Origin of the sequence: Pseudoalteromonas sp. GutCa3, from assembly GCF_002836155.1 — a bacterium.
Taxonomy (GTDB): Bacteria; Pseudomonadota; Gammaproteobacteria; order Enterobacterales; family Alteromonadaceae; genus Pseudoalteromonas; species Pseudoalteromonas arctica.
On the sequence record NZ_PJBK01000035.1, the window covers coordinates 57,541 to 77,491 of the forward strand.

General features: G+C 38.6%; 23 protein-coding genes. 8 read left to right on the forward strand and 15 right to left on the reverse strand.

Annotated features, from left to right (window positions below; all coding sequences use genetic code 11):
• Positions 1 to 10: 10 nt before the first annotated feature.
• Positions 11 to 607 carry a tRNA-uridine aminocarboxypropyltransferase gene (locus CXF64_RS07700; RefSeq protein ID WP_010554237.1) on the reverse strand — a complete coding sequence of 199 codons (597 nt, stop codon included), beginning with the start codon at positions 605 to 607 and terminating at the stop codon, positions 11 to 13.
• Positions 608 to 744: 137 nt separating this feature from the next.
• Here CXF64_RS07700 and CXF64_RS07705 point away from each other — a divergent pair, with 137 nt between their 5' ends.
• Positions 745 to 1,089, forward strand: a complete 345-nt coding sequence (locus tag CXF64_RS07705) for an Hpt domain-containing protein (protein WP_007582543.1) — start codon at positions 745 to 747, stop codon at positions 1,087 to 1,089.
• Positions 1,090 to 1,194: 105 nt separating this feature from the next.
• Positions 1,195 to 2,412 carry a pyridoxal phosphate-dependent aminotransferase gene (locus tag CXF64_RS07710; protein ID WP_024608138.1) on the forward strand — a complete coding sequence of 406 codons (1,218 nt, stop codon included), beginning with the start codon at positions 1,195 to 1,197 and terminating at the stop codon, positions 2,410 to 2,412.
• A gap of 334 nt (positions 2,413 to 2,746) precedes the next feature.
• Here CXF64_RS07710 and CXF64_RS07715 read toward each other — a convergent pair whose 3' ends face one another.
• The 4 genes from CXF64_RS07715 to CXF64_RS07730 form a co-directional block, all read right to left on the reverse strand.
• Positions 2,747 to 3,214 (reverse strand): glycine zipper 2TM domain-containing protein, encoded by a 468-nt coding sequence (locus tag CXF64_RS07715; RefSeq protein WP_008134100.1) that lies wholly within the window; start codon positions 3,212 to 3,214, stop codon positions 2,747 to 2,749.
• A 178-nt stretch (positions 3,215 to 3,392) separates the two neighbouring features.
• Positions 3,393 to 4,013, reverse strand: coding sequence for a penicillin-binding protein activator LpoB (gene lpoB, locus CXF64_RS07720; RefSeq protein WP_007375407.1), 621 nt, complete (start codon positions 4,011 to 4,013; stop codon positions 3,393 to 3,395).
• 11 nt (positions 4,014 to 4,024) lie between these two features.
• Complete coding sequence (locus CXF64_RS07725) at positions 4,025 to 4,450, reverse strand: YcfL family protein (RefSeq protein ID WP_007582549.1); 426 nt, start codon at positions 4,448 to 4,450, stop codon at positions 4,025 to 4,027.
• Positions 4,451 to 4,458: 8 nt separating this feature from the next.
• Positions 4,459 to 5,823 carry a COG3014 family protein gene (locus tag CXF64_RS07730; RefSeq protein ID WP_101216734.1) on the reverse strand — a complete coding sequence of 455 codons (1,365 nt, stop codon included), beginning with the start codon at positions 5,821 to 5,823 and terminating at the stop codon, positions 4,459 to 4,461.
• 515 nt (positions 5,824 to 6,338) lie between these two features.
• On the opposite strand from CXF64_RS07730, the gene CXF64_RS07735 reads away from it, so the two are divergent.
• Complete coding sequence (locus tag CXF64_RS07735; protein ID WP_101216735.1) at positions 6,339 to 7,208, forward strand: DMT family transporter; 870 nt, start codon at positions 6,339 to 6,341, stop codon at positions 7,206 to 7,208.
• 19 nt (positions 7,209 to 7,227) lie between these two features.
• On the opposite strand, the gene CXF64_RS07740 is transcribed toward CXF64_RS07735, so the two are convergent.
• The 7 genes from CXF64_RS07740 to CXF64_RS07770 form a co-directional block, all read right to left on the reverse strand.
• Positions 7,228 to 7,914, reverse strand: coding sequence for a M15 family metallopeptidase (locus CXF64_RS07740; RefSeq protein ID WP_101216736.1), 687 nt, complete (start codon positions 7,912 to 7,914; stop codon positions 7,228 to 7,230).
• Positions 7,914 to 9,044, reverse strand: coding sequence for a succinyl-diaminopimelate desuccinylase (dapE, locus tag CXF64_RS07745; RefSeq protein WP_101216737.1), 1,131 nt, complete (start codon positions 9,042 to 9,044; stop codon positions 7,914 to 7,916). Before dapE ends, CXF64_RS07740 begins: the two co-directional genes overlap by 1 nt.
• Positions 9,044 to 9,388 carry an ArsC family reductase gene (locus CXF64_RS07750; RefSeq protein ID WP_024592532.1) on the reverse strand — a complete coding sequence of 115 codons (345 nt, stop codon included), beginning with the start codon at positions 9,386 to 9,388 and terminating at the stop codon, positions 9,044 to 9,046. Before CXF64_RS07750 ends, dapE begins: the two co-directional genes overlap by 1 nt.
• Before the next feature lie 4 nt (positions 9,389 to 9,392).
• Entirely contained in the window at positions 9,393 to 9,890 is a 498-nt protein-coding gene (locus tag CXF64_RS07755) for a PTS glucose transporter subunit IIA (RefSeq protein ID WP_101216738.1), read from the reverse strand.
• A gap of 3 nt (positions 9,891 to 9,893) precedes the next feature.
• Entirely contained in the window at positions 9,894 to 10,280 is a 387-nt protein-coding gene (locus CXF64_RS07760) for an ACT domain-containing protein (RefSeq protein ID WP_101216739.1), read from the reverse strand.
• Between the two features lie 226 nt (positions 10,281 to 10,506).
• A complete protein-coding gene (pta, locus tag CXF64_RS07765) occupies positions 10,507 to 12,666 on the reverse strand; it encodes a phosphate acetyltransferase (RefSeq protein WP_024599375.1) in 2,160 nt (719 codons plus the stop codon).
• A 1-nt stretch (position 12,667) separates the two neighbouring features.
• A complete protein-coding gene (locus CXF64_RS07770; RefSeq protein WP_101164479.1) occupies positions 12,668 to 13,882 on the reverse strand; it encodes an acetate kinase in 1,215 nt (404 codons plus the stop codon).
• Between the two features lie 284 nt (positions 13,883 to 14,166).
• Between CXF64_RS07770 and yfbV the strand changes: the two genes are divergently transcribed.
• Positions 14,167 to 14,613: a terminus macrodomain insulation protein YfbV gene (gene yfbV / locus CXF64_RS07775; protein WP_007582569.1), complete on the forward strand. Its 447-nt coding sequence runs from the start codon at positions 14,167 to 14,169 to the stop codon at positions 14,611 to 14,613.
• Here the strand turns inward: yfbV and CXF64_RS07780 are convergent.
• The 3 genes from CXF64_RS07780 to xthA are packed head-to-tail and all read right to left on the reverse strand — an operon-like array spanning position 14,610 to position 16,881.
• Positions 14,610 to 15,425, reverse strand: coding sequence for a putative RNA methyltransferase (locus CXF64_RS07780; protein WP_024608131.1), 816 nt, complete (start codon positions 15,423 to 15,425; stop codon positions 14,610 to 14,612). The genes yfbV and CXF64_RS07780 overlap by 4 nt on opposite strands.
• Positions 15,422 to 16,069 carry an energy-coupling factor ABC transporter permease gene (locus CXF64_RS07785; RefSeq protein ID WP_024590447.1) on the reverse strand — a complete coding sequence of 216 codons (648 nt, stop codon included), beginning with the start codon at positions 16,067 to 16,069 and terminating at the stop codon, positions 15,422 to 15,424. The genes CXF64_RS07780 and CXF64_RS07785 overlap by 4 nt, the downstream gene beginning before the upstream one ends.
• A gap of 5 nt (positions 16,070 to 16,074) precedes the next feature.
• Positions 16,075 to 16,881, reverse strand: a complete 807-nt coding sequence (xthA, locus tag CXF64_RS07790; protein ID WP_010554249.1) for an exodeoxyribonuclease III — start codon at positions 16,879 to 16,881, stop codon at positions 16,075 to 16,077.
• Positions 16,882 to 17,121: 240 nt separating this feature from the next.
• On the opposite strand from xthA, the gene CXF64_RS07795 reads away from it, so the two are divergent.
• The 4 genes from CXF64_RS07795 to rluB all read left to right on the forward strand — a co-directional run bounded on the left by CXF64_RS07795 (position 17,122) and on the right by rluB (position 19,912).
• A complete protein-coding gene (locus CXF64_RS07795; RefSeq protein WP_101216740.1) occupies positions 17,122 to 17,553 on the forward strand; it encodes an exonuclease III in 432 nt (143 codons plus the stop codon).
• Between the two features lie 226 nt (positions 17,554 to 17,779).
• Complete coding sequence (locus tag CXF64_RS07800; protein WP_007582579.1) at positions 17,780 to 18,301, forward strand: EF-hand domain-containing protein; 522 nt, start codon at positions 17,780 to 17,782, stop codon at positions 18,299 to 18,301.
• A 151-nt stretch (positions 18,302 to 18,452) separates the two neighbouring features.
• Positions 18,453 to 19,043 carry an SMC-Scp complex subunit ScpB gene (scpB, locus tag CXF64_RS07805; RefSeq protein WP_024592539.1) on the forward strand — a complete coding sequence of 197 codons (591 nt, stop codon included), beginning with the start codon at positions 18,453 to 18,455 and terminating at the stop codon, positions 19,041 to 19,043.
• A complete protein-coding gene (gene rluB, locus CXF64_RS07810) occupies positions 19,040 to 19,912 on the forward strand; it encodes a 23S rRNA pseudouridine(2605) synthase RluB (RefSeq protein ID WP_007582584.1) in 873 nt (290 codons plus the stop codon). Before scpB ends, rluB begins: the two co-directional genes overlap by 4 nt.
• Positions 19,913 to 19,951 lie beyond the last annotated feature (39 nt).

Sequence of the window (19,951 nt, forward strand, 5' to 3'; positions counted from 1 at the left end):
AGTAACGAATTTAATCTAAGTAACGTGCTTTTACGTGCTCGGGCATGTGTTGGGTTTGTTTTTGTATTAATTCATCAAGCACATTATAAAGTGGTGCAGGATTTAACTGCTCTATTAAAAACAAACTATGCGCTACGGCTTCAAGTGTGGATAGGCTGTCGGCCCTAGGGGCTTTACGAATAGCATAACGATTTTTAGGTAACTGTTTAAAACTGACCGTTTTGAATTGATTTAGCAATGTGGTGAGCTGCAAAATTTTGTAGGCTTTTTTCCATGTACCATCAACCACGATTAAATGGGTGATGTTTTTTATATTAGATTGCTCAGCGCTATCGTCTAAATTTACAGCATGTTCGTTAGGGTAGAGCAAAACAGTTGAGCTTACTGGCAGTGATTTAAGAATAGAAAAGTCGTCATTATTTTCGCCTTTGACTATTTGGCAATCAGTTAGGCATAAATTGAGTAGTTTAGCGGTATTTTTTGCTATTTTTTCTTCGCTTGGGTGCTGTAGAATAATAACCTTAACTTTGTTGTTTATATTTGTAATTGCGCTGCAAATACAGGTGTTAAGTGCAAAGTTACAATGATTACAAAGTGTGCGTGCCATTTAATAAACTTTTTGTTGCCAGTATGATCCTCACAATTATACATTTATAAGGTAATTAAGTTGGTTTTTTTTACGCATCAATATAAAGTAGTACTATTAAACTGTAATTTACATGGATTGTTTTAAGGGCTTAAAATATGACAGAAATAAATATTGATACATCAGCATTAGAGAGTATGGAATCGTTATTGGGTGAGCAGTTTGCTGATACACTTGATTTTTGCTGCTCGGAGTTTGAGCGTTTAGGCTCTGAAGTTTTAGCAACCATTGGAAAAGACAGAGAAGCGGCTATTCGTCATTCTCATAGCTTAAAATCTAACGCTGCGCAGTTTGGTGCTTCAAGCCTTGCTGAAGTATCTCGCGTTATTGAACAAAATTTAAACCTAGATAACTTAGCTGAAGCCATCGACGCATCTAATAGCTTAATGGCTCAAGTAACTGGCTCTCAAGCTAAGCTAAATGAATGGTTAGCATCTCGTTAATTATTGAAACTGAAACGTGAATTTATTTCAGTACTAAGTAATCAAATACACTGGCATTTTGCGCCTTTACTAGGTTAGTCTAAAGACTCACTAGTCGAGGTAAAAATGTCTGATATTAAAAAGAGTCACAAATTAGAAGGTGTATGTTATGACATTCGTGGGCCGGTTTTAGCACAAGCTAAAAAAATGGAAGACGAAGGTCAAAAAGTATTAAAATTGAATATAGGTAATCCGGCTGCTTTTGGTTTTGATATGCCAGAGGACATGCACCGCGATATTATCCGCAACTTATATTCAGCCCAAGGCTACTGTGACTCTAAAGGCCTCTATTCAGCCCGCGTGGCTATTTATCAGCATTACCAACAACGTGGATTACATAATTTAGATGTAGATAACATTTATATTGGTAATGGCGTAAGCGAACTCATTCAAATGATCACTCAAGCGCTATTAAATAATGGTGACGAAGTGCTTATTCCTGCTCCAGATTATCCACTTTGGACTGCTTCGGTCACGTTATCGGGTGGTAATCCGGTACATTATTTATGTGATGAAGAGCAAGATTGGTTTCCGGACATTGCAGATATAAAAAGTAAAATCACTTCAAAAACAAAAGCATTGGTATTAATTAACCCTAATAATCCAACCGGTGCGGTTTATAGCGACGACTTGTTAATGCAATTAATCGATATCGCACGCGAACACAAATTACTGTTATTGAGCGATGAAATTTACGAGAAGATTTTATACGATGGTATAACGCATACTTCAATCGGCTCACTTTGCGACGATGTGCCTATTATTACTTTTAATGGTTTAGCAAAAACATACCGTGCAGCGGGGCTGAGAATGGGGTGGATGGTTTTGAGCGGTCGTACCTCGGTAATGGATGATTTACGCAAAGGCCTAGAAATACTTTCATCTATGCGTTTGTGCGCAAATGTACCTGCACAATATGCAATTCAACAGGCGTTGGGTGGCGTGCAATCAATTGATAGTCTAATAAACCCGGGTGGGCGCTTATATGAGCAGCGTGATATTGCATGGCGTGGATTAAATGCTATTGAAGGCATTAGTTGTAAAAAACCTAAAGGCGCGCTCTATGCGTTTGCTAAAGTTGATACAGCACTTTTTAACGTTAAAGATGATGAAAAGATGATGTACGATTTGCTAAAAGCCGAAAAAATATTACTTGTACATGGCAGGGCGTTTAATTGGCCCGAGCCGGATCATTTTAGGTTGGTATTTTTACCAAGCAAAGATGATTTATCCGATGCGATGTTAAAAATGAAGCGCTTTTTTAAAGACTATCGCCAAGTATAGTTATTAAAAAAATAATAAAAAAACGAGCCAAATTTGGCTCGTTTTTTACTTTAGTCATGAATATATTAACAGGGCGTGTTGATCTTTGTGGATTGAAATTTGTTCAATCTAGGGGCGATTAAATCGCGACGCGAGGTTTGTAACCTAGTGGGCTAAGTAAAAACCGAGCAACAAAGAGTAAATCGCCCCTAGGCAGAACCCTTCGGGCAGCGCATGTTTGGCATTTATGCTGCGTTATCGCCTATTTATAGGGAACAACCACAGTTCATAGGCTCTGCCTTGTCTAAATACCAAACATTCTGCTGCAAATTCAACCACCAAAGTTCAGCACGTCCTAGTACGCTTTATCTACACGCACTGTGTTGTCGTTCAAGTACACTAATCTTACGTTATCGCCTTTGCTAAAACGCATTGATTGGTCCTGATCTTGAACAACCATAAACTGGTCTCCATTTTCAACTTGTATTAATAACTCTACAAAGTGATTTTGCTGATAATGACTTTGCTGCTGCCTATTATGTGCAACACTGCCGCCAATTACCGAACCTAATATTGTTGCTACTGTGCGGCCGCTACCACCACCAAACTGGTTGCCTACTACGCCACCGAGTAATGCACCGCCGAAGGTTTTCCAGCCGTTGTTTTTGTCTTGAATGATTTCTTGTTCGGTAATATTGCGTACCGATTTTACGTCACCAAATAAAACTTGCTGCACAGGGACTGCTTTATTGCGCTCGTATTTAGCAAACGTAGGTGCACTTATTGTAAGTAAAGCGCACATAATTACTGTAATTGCTTTCATAACTTGCTCCTTTTATACCAACCTGCATAAATCTTTGATCAATTTAACGAATTAAATTGCGCTATAACGTCGTTAAAAATTTTTTATTTAGAACAACTAAATACAAAAATTTTTGCCTAGTACTAGCGTAATTTTCTTAACGTTAAATAGACCCCATATATAAGCAGATTGGTATTAGCTACCAGCCAAAGGTTGATTTTTCTTTAGTTTTACGAATTTCAGTTTCGTCTGCCCATTCAACTAGGCCGCTTTCCATATCCATTAAACGCATCGTAAATTTGTAGTATACGTCTGATTTATCGGCATTTGATTTAACTATGCTCGATAAATTTCCGTATAACATATATTGCGCACCAATTTGTTTACCAAATGCAACGGCTGTTGCAGGGTTAACAAGAGCATCTTCATTTTGAAACGTTAATTGCTCACGTACTGACTCAACACGGGTCATATCTACAAAACGGAACTTACCGCTGCGTAGCATTTGTGTTGAGATTGAATCGGTGATTGATTCTGTATCAATGTGCTCGCTGGTTTTATTTTTAATACGCTCAACAAATACTACAGGGCGTTTATTAGCGGTCATTGTGCCAACAACAGGTGAGCTGAGTAATGAGTCGGTCATTTGGCTCGCTACTTTTTGTAAGTCGGTAGAACCAAAATTAATATCTGTTGTTTCTACTGCTTGTGCATCGCCATAACTTACTACGGCTTTATTAGCACAGCCACTTAATACTAAAGCGCTTAGGCCAACTAAAGCGTAAGTTGATGCTGTTTTAAATTTGTTACTGATTATCATGGTTGTTTCCTTTAATCTTTAAATTCTTGTGATTCGGTAGACACTTCTCTTACTGCTAAAGAAAAGGTAACCGCATCAGAGCTCGGTGCTAAGCCCGGTAATTGTGTTTTTGCAAAACCAAATAAGGTGAGTGCTTGCCAAGGTGAATGATTGCCTTTAATAACAAAGCCGTCTTTATCAAACCAATTAAACTGATACTGCAAATATTGTGATTTTTTATACTGGCTCGAAAGTGTCACTACTACATCGGTTAACTGGTTGGTTTGACGTGTTTTCACATCAGTAATGGCCAGCTTTTTACCAAGCTCTGGGTTATCTACACGTAATTGCTCATTAAACTGGTTTTTATTTTGTTCAACAGAAATACCCGATGTAACCGGTTTGCTGGAACATGCACTGAGCATTAAGACTGCTAATAATGGCGCTATGTATTTCATGATGGCTCCTAAAGTTGAACTACGTGGTAATTAAAGTAGTTATTAACGGAGGTTAAGTAAATTAACGTTAACCCTTGCTTACTAACGGTAAAATTTATAGGTGCTTGTGTGCCTATATGCAGAGAATGCTCACCTGTATTTAGGCTTTGCCTTGCAACACTTATTTGATTTGGAAGTGTAAGCCAGCTACGTGTATCAGCTTGCTCAGACGCCAAATTATAAATATTAGCAAGTATGTTACCTACATCACCGGCACTGCGAGCAAGTTCTGCACGCACTTTCTCTTTAGCTACTAATCTAAGTACTTGGCGAGCTACTTTTGCAGGTATTTGATCTTCTAATGTTTTTGCTGCAAGTGCTTCAATGTGTACTAATGGGCTCAGCTCTAAGCTTTGTGCATCTATGTTTATATTATTAAGGCGGCGCACATAGGCATTATCTTTATATACTGGCATTGCAAGGCTGTAAAAGCGTGCATCGCCGCGTGATGAATAAATTGGTAAGCGCAGTTTAAATTCATCTTGTTTTGGTACTAAGCCTTGTTCAAATAAAACAATTACTTCGCCTTGTGTTGCAGAAATAGTGGATGCATCACTAAAACGTTTTTTAAATTCACTTAGTTCTTGGTCAAACCCTTGTTTTTTAGCAAGGCGCATTACGTCCTGCTGTAAATAAATATTGTTAGGTTGTATAGCCAGTGCTTTTTTATAATCAATATAAGCATCGTCATACTGTTTAGCGCTTTGGTAAAGCAAAGCAGATAAATAAAATGTGTAGGCATTTTGAAAGCCATTTTTTACATCTCTGGTTACATTGCCCATGCTAGGGTAGTGCTGCTGCGCTTCCTTAACTGTTGAGTCGCCATCTGTTTTATTTTCGCTTAGTGCATCAACTTGTACTTTATTAGCACGGCGAATTTCGACCAAAGCGCCTTCTACATCATTTTTATACACGTAGTTAAGTGCTTTATAACTATGAAGCATACTCATTTCGTAAGCCGGTGGTACATAAGTAATGGCTGAGTCGTTAGTAAATAACGCATTGCTTTGTTCAAGCCCCGCACTTACTTGTATTTTGGCGGCTTCGCGTTTTTTTTGCATTTGCGTGTACACGTTCTCAAATTTACTTTGTGCCTCTTGTGGCGTATTGGCTAAGTCGTTTAAGCGAGCTTGCTCAAGTTGGTTGAGTAAGTAGCTGCTGTGCATGGTGCTATTATTGGCAATAAGGGATCGTGCTTCTTCGATGTTATTTTTCTCGATCGCATTTCTTATTGGTGTCATTTGCGTGGCATAGTCATTAAATAGGTCATTAAAGCCCATTGTGCTACACCCACTTAAAATACAACAAAAGCTTAAAATTATACTTAGGCGCACTGCGCACTCCTCTTAATTTACCTGCATACATTAACATATTATTTTTAGCTGAATATGCGAAATATTGTAAAAAATCGTAGAGTAAAACTGCCTGCTAATAAGGAAATATAAAATGACATTGGTGAACAAAGTGTGAATTTTCTTGTTGGGTAACAATATTGAAATGCTTAAGGTACTTTATTGGTCTTATTGAATACAATGATCCCTAAAGCGTAACGATAAATGAATTTTTTAAATGAAGTAATTGCTACTCATTAAGTCGTATACGAAAAATACTAAAAGGATATCTTGTGTTGTAGACACCGTATTTTGCAAATGCGGCTAAGGTTTGAGTATAAATGATCTAATTTATTAAAACTAAATACTCTCTTTGCACAGTTATACCAATCCTGTTTAAATGTGCTGCTCAGTAAGCTGTTTTATTGGCGCTTATGACAATGTTTTGAGCTTAGTAGGTTAATTAGTTAATTAATTGAAATAACGCTGTAATTTGTTTTTATTGCTAAGGAATTTTTTTGAAAGCTACGTTGTACACAATCATTGCTTTAATTGCGTTTGCTGCAAACTCTCTTTTTTGCAGAATGGCTTTAGCCGAAGGCTATATAGATGCTTGGAACTTTACAGTTATTCGCTTACTCAGTGGTGCTGCGTGTTTGGGTATTATAATGGCTATCTATACTCATAATTTAAAACGAAAAGGCACATTTAACCCCGCTATTTTAAGTGATAAAGGAAGCTGGCGAAGCAGTATAAGCCTTTTAGTTTATGCACTTTGTTTTTCGATTGCATACGTAGAGCTGGATACAGGCACCGGTGCATTGATTTTGTTTTCAGCCGTGCAACTCACTATGATTGGCTGGGGCATATATCAAAAAGAGCAGTTGAGTGTGCTTCAGTGGTGCGCGTTTATAGTAGCGCTAGGTGGGTTTGTATATCTAATGCTGCCATCTGCTGCTGTACCGTCATTATTAGGTGCATCACTTATGGCACTCAGTGGTGTGGCATGGGGTATTTACAGTATTCGCGGTAAAGTGTGCGTATCGCCACTGCGTACTACCGGGTTTAACTTTATAAGAAGCTTAGTGGCTATCCCTGTTTTATTACTTGTTGGTATGAGTTATTTAAAAAATATGAGTATTGAAGGGGTTTTGCTTGCGTGTGCCTCGGGTGCGATAGCTTCTGGAATTGGTTACAGTGTTTGGTATGTGGCTATGCCACTGCTTAAAAGTACCCAAGCTGCTGTTGTGCAGCTTTGTGTACCTGTACTAGCTGCCATTGCAGGGGTTTTGTTTTTATCAGAGCAGGTAACAATGGAATTTATTGTAGCAAGCTCATTAATATTAGGCGCTGTGCTGGTATTTATCTTAAATAAAAAGAAGGTGTGATACCACTTAAACAAGTTCTTTATGGCGGACTAACGTTCGTTACAAAGCGTGTATAAATAGCGGGTAAGTTATCAAGTATTGCCTGCTTACCCTGTAGTTCACTGTTTTTTATGCATTCAAAAAGTACTTGTTCGCTAAGCTTATTCACTAATAATTGCGATTGCTTAATATGGCTTATATGCCAAAGCTCAGGTGCGACACCACCTAAATCATGCTGGTAAGGGCGATAAAAGCCAAATTTATCTAAGTTAGTATCAAGCCAATTACTTAAAGGCGCAAACGGCCCACCTTGCAGGTATTCATCAGGTGTTAGCTGTAGTTTATAATCATCACTTACCGCAGCTTTATCAAACACGTCTAAATCGGTGCCTAAATGGTGCCTGCTTGCCCCAGGTAATGCAGAGTAGAGCATTATTGCTATGCATTTATCTACATCATTTAATTTAGTTAAATCTACAATCTCTTGCTGTTTATTGAAAACAGGTCGAATCCCTAAAAACTTATTATTCCAAATAATTGATTGACGATCAAAATCGCGAAAGCTTGATGCAATAGTAAGCTCAAATCCCGCTTTTTGTGCTGCACTTTGCAGCGCTAAAAAGTCGCTAATAATAGCGCTGTGCAAGCGATGATTTTGTATATCAGTTAAATGTGTATCACTTTGCCCTGTGATACACATTATCGATGTGGGTTGAGTAACATCCATTATGCTAAAAGTTGCTCTAATATTTGCTCGTAAATGTCGGTAAGGGCTATTAAATCATCGGTACTTACGCATTCATCTACTTTATGAATAGTGGCGTTACGTGGGCCAAGTTCAATTACTTTAGCGCCAGTTTGTGCAATAAAACGACCGTCAGATGTGCCGCCAGTGGTTTCTAAATTGGGTGTTAAGCCGGTTACTGATTTAATCGCTTTAACTGTGGCATCAACAAGCGGGCCGTGCTCGGTAATAAAAGGTAAGCCATTTACTATCCAGCTTAATTCATAATTTAAGTCATGCTTTTGTAGAATGTCATTTACACGTTGCTGTAATTGCTCATGCGTTACTTGCGTGCTAAATCTAAAGTTAAACTGTACTTCTAGTTCACCCGGGATCACATTACCCGCACCCGTGCCACCATTAATATTCGAAATTTGAAAGCTGGTGGCGGGGAAGTATTCGTTGCCGTTATCCCACACCGTTTGGCTAAGCTCAGTAAGTGCTGGCGTCGCTAAGTGAATTGGGTTTTGTGCTAAATGTGGGTAGGCAACATGACCTTGTACGCCTTTAACCGTTAGGTAAGCGGTAAGTGAGCCTCTTCGGCCATTTTTAACAACATCGCCTAATACATCTCGTGATGAGGGTTCGCCTACTAGGCACATATCTATTTTTTCACCACGGGCTTCTAGTGTATCTATTACACGTGTTGTGCCGTTTATAAACGGTCCTTCTTCGTCAGAAGTGATTAAAAAAGAAATAGAGCCTTTATGATCTGGATGTTTAGTAACAAAACGCTCTGTTGCTACTAGCATTGCGGCTAATGAGCCTTTCATATCGGCAGCACCACGCCCGTGTAATAGGCCGTCTTTTATTAATCCTGAAAACGGCGGGTGTTGCCAATTTTTTTCAGGGCCTGTTGGTACAACGTCGGTGTGACCTGCAAAACAAAAGTGCGGCGATTGTGTGCCTTTTCTAGCCCAAGTATTAAGTGTGTCGGTAAAAAATAATGATTCTATATTAAAACCAACCGCAGCAAGGCGATCGTTCATCATTTGTTGGCAGCCAGCATCTTCGGGCGTTACCGATTCACGTTGGATTAGCGCTTGGGCGAGTTGAATTACGTCATTAGTCATTATTTAAAAATCTCGTCGTATTGGGCTGCTTTAAAACCTAAATGGTAACTGCCATTGTTTACCAGTACTGGACGTTTGATCATGGCAGGTTGTTCAACCAACAATGGGATAGCACTTTCTTTAGTTAGGCTTTGTTTTTGCTCATCAGTTAATGCGCGATAAGTTGTTCCACGTTTATTAACGAGTTGTTCCCAATCGAGCTTGTCTGCAAATTCACTCACCATTTGCTCATTTACGCCATCTTTGCGGTAGTCATGAAACGTAAATTCGATGTTGTTATCAGTTAAATGTTTTTTAGCTTTTTTTATCGTATCGCAGTTGCTAATGCCGTATAGAGTGATCATAAATCTAGTTCTTCTTAATAATAGTTAATAGTGTGTCTTCACCCGCATTTACATGCGAATGCGAGTAATGAAATGTGCCAAGGTTATGGCCGTTTAGTAAAATTAAACTAGCAAGCATTGGAGTATCAAGTTCTCGTAAATCAAAATAAGCAAGGCGTTGACCTTTGCATATTTTGCTACCATTGAGTTGCGCAATATGGGTATGCGTAATTGATTGTGAATCGAAAATAGTTAAGTTAATCAAGGCTTTTAGACCATTATTAGCTTGTAGAATAAACTCAGTACCTGCATTTTTTACTTGTAATAAAGTTCCATCAAACGGTGCTAAAATTTTATGACTTGTTAGTTGCACCATAATACCAGGGCCCAGAGTGCCAAAACGAAAAAAAGGTTCTGGGTGCTCTTTCAGTTCAATTACTTTACCTGTAAATGGGCTGGTAATATTTATTGCATTAAGAGGCGTTTTATTTTGAGCTAAATAGTCAATTTTTTGAGCTTTCATAAGTTAATTTACCACCACGTTATAACCCTCTTTTTTTAAAGCGGAAATAGCATTTTCTGCAGTGTGTTTTTTTATGAGAATATAATCAGTATCGTAGGTTGAGATTGAAAAGATAGAAATTTTAGCGTGCGCTAATACCCCTGAAATATTAGCCATAATTCCGGTTAACGAAAAGCCAAGTGGACCTACAACCTCTAAAGCTTGCCAGTCGGGTTCGGTATCCAGGCTTTTTACTTCAAAATCGCTTGGGCATACAATTGAAAGTTCATCATGGGTTTTAGAAATAAAAAACAAAGATTGCTTTAAAAGTGCCGCAGGTATGTCGGCATCTACATCTAAACTGTGTATAGATAAAATGGTGCTGTGTAATTGTAATGTTTGTTTTGACATTAAAAGCCTGCGAACAGCAATATTGATAGCTTTATAGTATAGATTATTGGCTTTAAATTAAAGGTGTAACAACGACTAACTCAGCAGTAAATAAGTAGATAAAAGAAGGGGGTAAAAACTTACCCACAATTTCTGTGGATAAGTATGGGGGTTGCAGGGTATAAATAACCTAACTAGTTAATTATTAAATAAATAATAGCTAGGCTATAAAAAGCACACGTTACGTTTAATGAGTAATTAGCGCTTCTGCTTGAGCTGCTTGAATGGCAGTTAAGGCGATTGTATACACAATATCATCAACTAATGCACCACGGCTTAAATCGTTCACAGGTTTACGCATACCTTGCAGCATAGGGCCAATACTTATCAAGTCGGCACTACGTTGTACTGCTTTATACGTGGTATTACCCGTATTTAAATCTGGGAATATAAATACGGTCGCTTTACCGGCTACAGGGCTGTTAGGTGCTTTTTTAAGTGCTACGTTTTCCATTATAGCGGCATCGTATTGTAGTGGGCCGTCGATAATTAAATCAGGACGTTTTTGTTTTGCTATTTTTGTGGCTTCACGTACTTTTTCAACATCGGCACCTGTACCAGAAGTGCCCGTGCTGTAGCTGATCATGGCAACACGTGGCTCTATGCCAAATGCAGCTGCAGAGTCGGCAGATTGAATCGCTATGTCTGCAAGTTGTTCAGCATTAGGGTCTGGGTTAATCGCACAATCACCGTAAACTAACACTTGGTCAGGCAGTAGCATAAAAAATACAGATGATACTAGTGATGACCCTGGTGCTGTTTTAATCAATTGCAGTGGTGGGCGAATTGTATTTGCCGTAGTGTTTACCGCGCCCGATACTAAACCGTCTACTTTACCTTGCTCAAGCATCATTGTACCCAGTACAACGTTATCTTGTAGTTGCTCTTGTGCTACTACGGCAGTTAGGCCTTTGCTTTTACGAATTTCGACCATAGGCGCAATATAATCATTTATAATGCTTTGAGGCTCGATAATACTTACATGTTCGTTTAGCTCAATACCTTGCTGCTGCGCAATACGCATTATTTCTTCGCGATCGCCTAGTAATATAGTTTTAGCAATTCCGCGTTGACCACAAATAGCAGCCGCTTTAATTGTACGAGGTTCATTGCCTTCTGGCAGAACCACGGTTTTACCTGCTTTACGCGCTTTAGTGGTAAGTAAGTAACGAAATGCGGGTGGTGATAACTTACGAGTTTTACCTACACTTTTAGCTAGAGTATCTAGCCAGCTTGAATTGATATGCTCTGCGTTGTGATCTTTCACTTTTTCAATACGTTGGTCATCATCATTTGGTACTTCCATATTAAAGTTATGCAGTAGTAATGATGTACGCCATGTGTCTGCATCGGTTGCGAGTATTGGTAAACCGGTTTGCATGGCTTGCTCACACAAGGCCATAATACGTGGCTCTGGCTCAAAGCCACCGGTGAGTAATATAGCGCCAAGTTTAGTGCCGTTCATAGCAGATAAGCACGCAGCAACAAGTATGTCAGAGCGATCGCCCGGTGTTACTAATAAAGCGCCTGGCGTAAAATAATTTAAAATATTTGAAACCGTACGAGCACAAAAAGTAATACGGCGCAGACGACGATGAAGCATATCGCCTTCGTTAATAATCGTGGCTTTTAAGTATGCGCTTAAGTCTTTTACGCGCGGCGCTACTAAGTCAAAATCCCACGGGATTGCACCAAGTAACATAAACGGATTTTTTTTAAAAATAGGTAGGGATGCTAAACGATTTAACTCGTTCTCAAGCTCTTCAGGTTTATAGGCATCGACTAAATCGGCGCGTGCACGACCTTCTTCATCAAGTGGCGCATTTACTTTATTAAAAATACAGCCCAGTACGCGAGGGTGATCGATACCACCATAGTTACCTGCTGCGATTTCAAGGCGGTCTTCTATTTGAGTAATGGTGTAATTACCAGGGGTAAGTACAAATACAATTTCGGCGCCGAGTGTTTGCGCAATTTCGCGGTTTACACGCCCAGCATAAGGTTGGCGACGAGTAGGTACCATACCTTCAATAATAGCGACTTCGTCGTCGTTTATTTTACTTTCAAAGCGTTCAACAATTTCCTCTAGTAGGTCATCACCTTTACCGTCGCCAATCATTTGCTCAGCATAATCAAGTGCAAAAGGCATTGGTGGGTTAATAGGTGAGCCTTGAGTAACTATTTGCGTTGATTTTTCAGGGCCTGTTTCACCAGAACGTGGCTGAGCTATTGGTTTGAAAAAGTTAACTTTAACTGTTTTTTGTTCAAGTGCACGCACTAAACCAACTGATACCGACGTTAAACCCACACCGGTAGAAACAGGAATTAACATAATACGACGTGCCATATTAAAGCTCCTTTACAATATTTGCAGCATCAAGGGCAATAACCCATTCTTCATTAGTTGGCATTACAACTGCTTTGATGTGTGAATTTTTACAGCTAATAACGCCTTCTTGACCAAAGCGCGCATTAAGGTTGGCTTGCGGATTACAATTAATGCCTAAAAAGGCAAGTTGTGTAATTACTTTTTCACGAATAATATCTGAGTTTTCACCAATACCACCAGTAAAAATCACAGCATCAAGGCGCTGTAATGGCACCATATACGCTGCAATTTGTTTTGAAAGTCGGTAGCAAAACATCTCAATTGCGAGTATCGCTTTTTTATTACCGACCATAGCGGCTTCTTCAATGGTACGGCAATCGTTAGAAAGCTCGCTAATACCTAGTAAGCCACTTTTTTGATTTAGTAGGTTATCTATTTGCTGGGCTGTGTAATCAAGTTGAGTGGTTAAAAAGTTAAATAAACCAGGGTCAATATCGCCGCTACGTGTGCCCATTATCAGCCCCTCTAGAGGCGTTAGTCCCATGCTGGTATCAACACTCTTACCATTTTTAATAGCGCATACAGAACAACCGTTACCTAAGTGGGCACTAATAAAATTGCTTTGCTCGATAGGTTGCTTTAGCAGCTTTGCTGTTTGCCCTGCAACATAAAAATGACTTGTGCCGTGAAAACCATAACGCCTAACACCAAACTCGGTGTACAACTTATATGGAAGAGCGTAAAGAAAGGCAACTTCATTCATAGTTTGGTGAAATGCAGTATCAAACACCGCGACTTGTGGCAAACCTTCAAACGATGCCTGCGCCGATGATATACCTAGTAAATTAGCGTGCCCATGAAGCGGCGCAAGCGTTGCAGACTGTGTAATGCCTGCAATTACTTTTTCGTCAATCAATACGGATTGCGTAAAGTGCTCGCCGCCATGTACAACACGATGGCCCACTGCGATAAGTTGCTCGTCTAAGTTGTGATCTTTTATTAAGCTTACAAGCGTATTTATAGCCTCAGCATGTGCTTGATTAGCCGCTAAGTCGATAACTGTTTTAGTACCATTAAATTTGTATTTAATAGAGGGTGTTTTAGCGCCTAAGCGTTCAGCAAGGCCTGAAATAATTTCGTGACCATCGTTTGCATCAATAATGGCAAACTTTAAGCTAGAGCTACCACAATTTAAAACTAAAACGTGTTGTGATTCAGGAGGGGTTGTTGGCATAGATTCAATTTCCATAAACAAATTTAGTAAGTAAACGTTAATACGTAATCGTTACACTTACGGTATTAAATAAAGCTAAAACAATTGAATGTTCAATTGCAAAGTGGTTAACGCAATGTTAATTACTTTACCTTAATTAAGATGTTTAAGTTAGGATTGTTCGTCATTAAAAGGTAAATTTAAGCTGTCTTACTGAGAAAGTGTAACTCTTTCATTTTGTGTTACACTTTGCGTATAGCTCGTTTTTCCATTGTATTTAAAAGCAGTATCTGTGAGGAGTCATGATGCAAAAAAGTGTGATGTCACAACTACAAACTGGCCGTTTGTATGGTAAAAAATGGCCAATGCGCAAAGAGCTTGCGCCCTTATTTTTAGAGTTTAGAGTAATTAGAGCGACTGAGCTTGCCATTACAGTAATGCCAATATTAGCCATGCTAACATTGTTTTTTCAGCTAAATTACTTGGGTTCTGATTTTTTACCGCAAGCCATTGCAAGTGCATTATTTTTTATATCGCTACCATTACAAGGTTTATTTTGGTTGGGTAAGCGAGCGCAAACGCCTTTAGAGCCTGCGATGCAAAAATGGTATAACGAGCTGTACACTAAAATGGCAGCTAATGGATATCAAACGCAGTTAAGTGAAAACAAGCCCCGTTATATGGAGCTTGCCAATTTACTTAAAGATATGTTTGATAAAATGGACAGGGCGTTTACTAAAGAGCAGTTTTAGAGAGTTACATCATTATCTATTTTGGTAAACTGAGTAATATAAAACGATAAGGTGACAGTGTGTTCACCTTTTTCTTCGAGTGCTGTCCAGTGCTCGGGTCTAAATTTCCATGCAAATGGCGTCATCATTATTAAGTTTTTAATATCAGTAAAGCTAAGCGCTACATGCTCTGTTAAAAGGATCTGCTCTGATTTTTGAAATCCTTTTGGAGTGGCTATTTCAGTATGTTCGTTTACTTCTGAATATATATAAGATTTTAGCTCTTTTAAATGACAAGGTCCTGGGCTTGCAACCACTAATGTTGCGTTTTGATTTGCTAGGCGTTCAAGCTCTTGCTCAAACAAAGGTGCAAATACACTTACAAGTACATCAGCAAATTGGCTTTTAAAGGGCGCTTGGCTGATTGATGCCACACTAAATTGGCAATTAGGGTAGCGCTTAGCTGCATATTTAACCGCTGATTTTGAAATATCGACGCCGAATACAACAGCATTTGTTTTATTCGCGATTGCTTGGGTATAAAACCCTTCACCGCATCCTAAATCAATAATAGTTTTTGCACTTATATTACTGATTATATCACTAAGGCTTTGCTGTAAAAAACGATAATACCCACGCTCTAAAAATGCACGTCTGGCTTGTACCATTTCAAGTGAATCACCCGGTTGTTTTGAATTTTTCTGTTGCACAGGCAGTAAATTAACATAGCCTTCTTTAGCAAAATCAAAGCTGTGGTTGTTAGCACAACGAAGTGTTGAATCAGTTTTCAAAAGTGCTAGGTTACACAGCGGGCATTGATATTCAAGACTCATGAGCCTAGGTAGTCCTTATCGTAAAAAGTTTTTACCCAATGCGGGCGATAGGTGATCATAATTGTTATAGCCATGCCGTTGAGCATTGCTTCAGGAAACCAAATTATGGCACTTAAATAAACGTAGTTATCTGCAAGTTCTTGCCAATTGTATTGCCCTATAGCTAAGTAAAATAAAGCACCTAGGCTTATTTTTATACAGGCTATAAATCCTGCGGTTATAAACGCACAAACAAATATATAAACAAAAAAATGACGAGGTAAATATTGGTAACTAATTATAAAGCCAAGATAGCTCAATAAAATAGGAATAAACGCACCAATAAGCAGTTGTACTGGTAACAGCTCAAGTTCAATTTGACCAAAGGCAGCGAGTAGGGCTGTGGCAAGTAGGCTACTTAAAATAGTCAATCGCCAGCCTAAAATTAATGTAGCAGCCGTAACACCTAGTATGTGTAAATCAAGGCCAGTTAAAATGCCAGCCTTTATTCGCCAAAGCACTGCAAACACTAACGCACACGCAAGTACGCTAGTTTGACGGACGGGCGTACTAAGCAATGTTTTATATGTTTTTTTATCAAAGCTTAATAGAGCAATAATAATTACAAGAGCCCAAAGTAGCCCCTGTATTGTTAGGCTTAGCATAATAATTACTTAAATGTTGACCATATAGGGGCATGATCTGACGGTTTTTCAATACCGCGAAGTTCGTAATCAATACCTGTATCTATGCAGCGTGCTGCAAGCTCATTGGTTGCAAGCACTACATCTATACGAAGTCCTCGATTATCTACAAACCCTTTAGAGCGATAGTCAAACCACGAGTATTGATCGTCTGTTTCGGGGTTTTGCTCTCTAAAGGTGTCTTTAAAACCCCAATTAAGTAATGTTGCAAGCCATTCACGCTCTACCGGTTGAAAAGAACATTTACCCGTTTTTAACCAACGTTTAGCATTTACGTCGCCAATACCAATATCTAAATCGGTGGGTGATATGTTGATATCCCCCATGACAATTACATCTTGATCGGGTGTGTGATTGGTTTCAAGGTGTGTCATTAAATCTTTATAAAATTGACGTTTATAAGGGAATTTAGTTTCGTGATTAATATTATCACCTTGTGGGAAATAGCCATTCATGACAGTAAGGTCGCGACCGTTTTCTTGTTCAACAGTGACGCTTATCATGCGTTTTTGCGATTCATCTGTATCGGTGGCAAAACCTTTTAAGACCGATTTAGGCTCTTTTTTGCATAACATAGCTACGCCATAATGCGCTTTTTGACCATGAAAGTAGACGTGATATCCCATTTTTTGTACATCTTCTAATGGGAATGCTTCGTCGTGAACTTTAATCTCTTGCAAGCCAATAACGTCTGGTTGATGTTTGTCGATAATTGCTTGTAATTGGTGAAGACGAGCACGCAGACCATTGATATTGAAAGAAATCACTTTCATAAAATTTACCTTAAAATTGGTTCTATTTAATAGCTTAAATTGTATCAGTAAATACGCGTACATAACATGACTGAATTGAGATAATAGCTGCGCAAATGTTGATCAAATGATGGATAAAGTTTAAACATTGTGAATACAATATTAATTATTTAAATAAATAAAAAATTCAATTGAACTTAACTTTATTGAATATATAATGCGCGAAATTCACTTGTTTAGCTCGTTCAAATAGGATCTCTCATGAAAATTCAACTACTTTTAGCCACTGCTTTACTAGCATCTGCAACTGCGTCAGCTCAAAGCAATACTTACTTTAGCCAAGATAACAAAATTGAGTCTAAGTTATGTGTACTAAGTGCAAACGAAGGCTTTAGCGTTGCTCGTAAAGAAGCTGCCCAGCACGGTGTTTACCTATCTCGTTTTTCTAAAAGCATTTTATGTAATGGTGAAGATATTCGTGATATTGCTAAAAAAACGACATTAAGCAACGCATCAGTTGAGAAAGTAGAAGTATTTGCAAAAGACGCTCAACAAGAAACTCAATTATGTATGACGGCTTTAAAACAAGGTTTAGCACCTGTTCGTCAAAAAATTGGTAACCTAAACTCATTAAAATGTAATGGTCAAAACGTTACTGAGTTTGTTAAACGCTACCAAAACGCAGCAATCTAATTGTTAGCTTAACTATATAAGTAAAATTGAAATGCCTGGTTTTTACCGGGTATTTTTTTGCAAAAATTACAAGGTTGTTTGCAAAGCTTGCAAGCTTAACTTATTGAAACTGTTTAATAAATATACCGGCTGAGATTAAGTTATTGATTATTATAAGTTAACTATTATTGGCATTGGATTTGTATTAGTTAAAGTGACATTTAATTAATTACGAAGGATACGTCTTATGAAAAAGTTAACATTAGCAGCCACTATTTTAGCATCATTAAGCCTAGCGGCTTGTTCATCTAATCAAGGTCTTGAAAGAATAGACAGTGACTTTGCAAGTTTAGATAATGATAGCGATGGCTATATCTCAAAAGTTGAAGCTGATGACGATAGCATTTGGGGCCATTTTTCAAATATTGATACCAATATGGATAACGAAATTAGCCGCAAAGAATTTAACACTTATATGAAGTTAAACAATGGTAAAGTAGCCACTGATTCTGAAGTAAGTGAGTCGGCATTTAAAGCTGAAATTGCTAAATTCGATAAAATTGAAAGCAGTTTTTCAAGCTTAGATAACGACAGCAATGGCTATATCTCGGTAGTTGAAGGTAACGATGATGATATTTCAAATCATTTTGGTTACATGGATAAAAACCAAGATAAGCGCATCAGTAAAAGCGAGTTTATGGGTTACATTAAAAAATACGGTAACGCAGTAGCTGAAGATGATGCATTAGAAGCTTTTAAAAGTAACTAATAGTTACCATTTTAGTAAGTAAGATTAAAGCCAGTGCTAGTCACTGGCTTTTTTGTGTTTTAAATTTAGTTATTTGATAGATATATTTTCCTAGTTTGGTGTTGTTCTGTCATAATAGATGGCTGTGTATTTTTATTTGTTAAGAGTGTGTATGGCGGGTCGGCGAATTAGTGATGAACAACTAGTTGAGATCATTGAAGCAGCTATTTTTGTTGCAGATAAGCCTGTTAGTAAACGCCACCTTAAAGACATCGTATTAATAGATTTAGCTATTTCTATGACGCGAATAAATGACGCAATAGATACAATACAAGAACATTTTCAAACTCGTGGTATTCGCTTAGTTGAAGTTGGTAGTGGGTATCGGTTTCAGGCATGCAGTAGTTTAAGCCCTTGGTTAAATAACTTGTGGCAAGAACGCGCACCAAAATACTCGCGTGCTTTACTGGAAACATTATCACTTATTGCATACAGGCAGCCCATTACACGCGGCGAAATTGAGCAAGTAAGAGGTGTTACTACGGGTTCGAATATTATTAAAACCTTACTCGAAAGAGAGTGGGTTAAAGTGGTAGGGCATAAAGAGGTTCCGGGAAAGCCGGCTTTATATGCAACTACTAAGCAATTTTTAGATTATTTTTCGTTAACTGGACTTGAAAATTTACCTGCGTTGCCAACAGAGCAGCAAAGTAAAATTAACCAGTTATTGAGCGATCCTTCTGTGAGAGAACCATCCGAATGAGTATTATACAAGGTGAAAAGTTACAAAAAGTCTTAGCCCGTGCAGGCGTAGGCTCACGCCGTGAAATGGAAAAATACATTGACGCAAACCGCGTTAGTGTAAACGGTAAAGTGGCAAAGTTAGGTGACCGTGTTGAAGAAACCGATTTGATTCGTGTTGACGGACACAGTGTAAAAATCGAAGAAAAAGCAGACCGAATCTGTCGTGTGATTATGTATAACAAACCAGAAGGTGAGTTAAGCACACGTAAAGATCCTGAAGGGCGTCGTACTGTATTTGACCGACTTCCTCGTATTGATGGCGATCGCTGGATTGCGGTTGGTCGACTAGACGTTAATACATCGGGTTTAATGCTTTTTACAAACGATGGTGAACTGGCAAACCGTTTAATGCACCCAAGCTATGAAGTAGAGCGTGAATACTCTGCACGTGTATTTGGTGAAGTAACCAACGAGACGGTTAAAAACTTACTACGTGGTGTTGAGCTTGAAGATGGTCCAGCCAAATTCACGACTGTAACCCCTATGGGTGGCGAAGGCGTTAACCGTTGGTTTAACGTAACGTTAAATGAAGGGCGTAACCGTGAAGTTCGTCGTTTATGGCAGTCTCAAGATGCGGAAGTATCTCGTCTTATTCGTATTCGTTACGGGAAATTAGAGCTTGATAAGCGCGTGCCACAAGGTGGTTGGATGGAGTATGATTTAGAAACAGTAAACTACTTGCGTAAAACCGTTAAATTAGGCCGCGAAACACAAACTAAGCTTTCTGTTATGCCTGAAAAACGCAAAGATAAACGCGCTAAAATCAATCAAATTCGTAAAGCAGTTAAAAAACACAATCAGCGTGTTAAGCCGACTAAACGTAAATAATCAATTAGTTATTTATTGAACACAAAAAAGCCGCTAATT

What these genes read in the sequence shown, in the direction of transcription:
- CXF64_RS07700 (WP_010554237.1), bottom strand. Translation starts at nt 607, where the DNA reads ATGGCACGCACACTTTGTAATCATTGTAACTTTGCACTTAACACCTGT.
- CXF64_RS07705 (WP_007582543.1), top strand. Translation starts at nt 745, where the DNA reads ATGACAGAAATAAATATTGATACATCAGCATTAGAGAGTATGGAATCG.
- CXF64_RS07710 (WP_024608138.1), top strand. Translation starts at nt 1,195, where the DNA reads ATGTCTGATATTAAAAAGAGTCACAAATTAGAAGGTGTATGTTATGAC.
- CXF64_RS07715 (WP_008134100.1), bottom strand. Translation starts at nt 3,214, where the DNA reads ATGAAAGCAATTACAGTAATTATGTGCGCTTTACTTACAATAAGTGCA.
- lpoB (WP_007375407.1), bottom strand. Translation starts at nt 4,013, where the DNA reads ATGATAATCAGTAACAAATTTAAAACAGCATCAACTTACGCTTTAGTT.
- CXF64_RS07725 (WP_007582549.1), bottom strand. Translation starts at nt 4,450, where the DNA reads ATGAAATACATAGCGCCATTATTAGCAGTCTTAATGCTCAGTGCATGT.
- CXF64_RS07740 (WP_101216736.1), bottom strand. Translation starts at nt 7,914, where the DNA reads ATGGATGTTACTCAACCCACATCGATAATGTGTATCACAGGGCAAAGT.
- dapE (WP_101216737.1), bottom strand. Translation starts at nt 9,044, where the DNA reads ATGACTAATGACGTAATTCAACTCGCCCAAGCGCTAATCCAACGTGAA.
- CXF64_RS07750 (WP_024592532.1), bottom strand. Translation starts at nt 9,388, where the DNA reads ATGATCACTCTATACGGCATTAGCAACTGCGATACGATAAAAAAAGCT.
- CXF64_RS07755 (WP_101216738.1), bottom strand. Translation starts at nt 9,890, where the DNA reads ATGAAAGCTCAAAAAATTGACTATTTAGCTCAAAATAAAACGCCTCTT.
- CXF64_RS07760 (WP_101216739.1), bottom strand. Translation starts at nt 10,280, where the DNA reads ATGTCAAAACAAACATTACAATTACACAGCACCATTTTATCTATACAC.
- pta (WP_024599375.1), bottom strand. Translation starts at nt 12,666, where the DNA reads ATGGCACGTCGTATTATGTTAATTCCTGTTTCTACCGGTGTGGGTTTA.
- CXF64_RS07770 (WP_101164479.1), bottom strand. Translation starts at nt 13,882, where the DNA reads ATGCCAACAACCCCTCCTGAATCACAACACGTTTTAGTTTTAAATTGT.
- yfbV (WP_007582569.1), top strand. Translation starts at nt 14,167, where the DNA reads ATGCAAAAAAGTGTGATGTCACAACTACAAACTGGCCGTTTGTATGGT.
- CXF64_RS07780 (WP_024608131.1), bottom strand. Translation starts at nt 15,425, where the DNA reads ATGAGTCTTGAATATCAATGCCCGCTGTGTAACCTAGCACTTTTGAAA.
- CXF64_RS07785 (WP_024590447.1), bottom strand. Translation starts at nt 16,069, where the DNA reads ATGCTAAGCCTAACAATACAGGGGCTACTTTGGGCTCTTGTAATTATT.
- xthA (WP_010554249.1), bottom strand. Translation starts at nt 16,881, where the DNA reads ATGAAAGTGATTTCTTTCAATATCAATGGTCTGCGTGCTCGTCTTCAC.
- CXF64_RS07795 (WP_101216740.1), top strand. Translation starts at nt 17,122, where the DNA reads ATGAAAATTCAACTACTTTTAGCCACTGCTTTACTAGCATCTGCAACT.
- CXF64_RS07800 (WP_007582579.1), top strand. Translation starts at nt 17,780, where the DNA reads ATGAAAAAGTTAACATTAGCAGCCACTATTTTAGCATCATTAAGCCTA.
- scpB (WP_024592539.1), top strand. Translation starts at nt 18,453, where the DNA reads ATGGCGGGTCGGCGAATTAGTGATGAACAACTAGTTGAGATCATTGAA.
- rluB (WP_007582584.1), top strand. Translation starts at nt 19,040, where the DNA reads ATGAGTATTATACAAGGTGAAAAGTTACAAAAAGTCTTAGCCCGTGCA.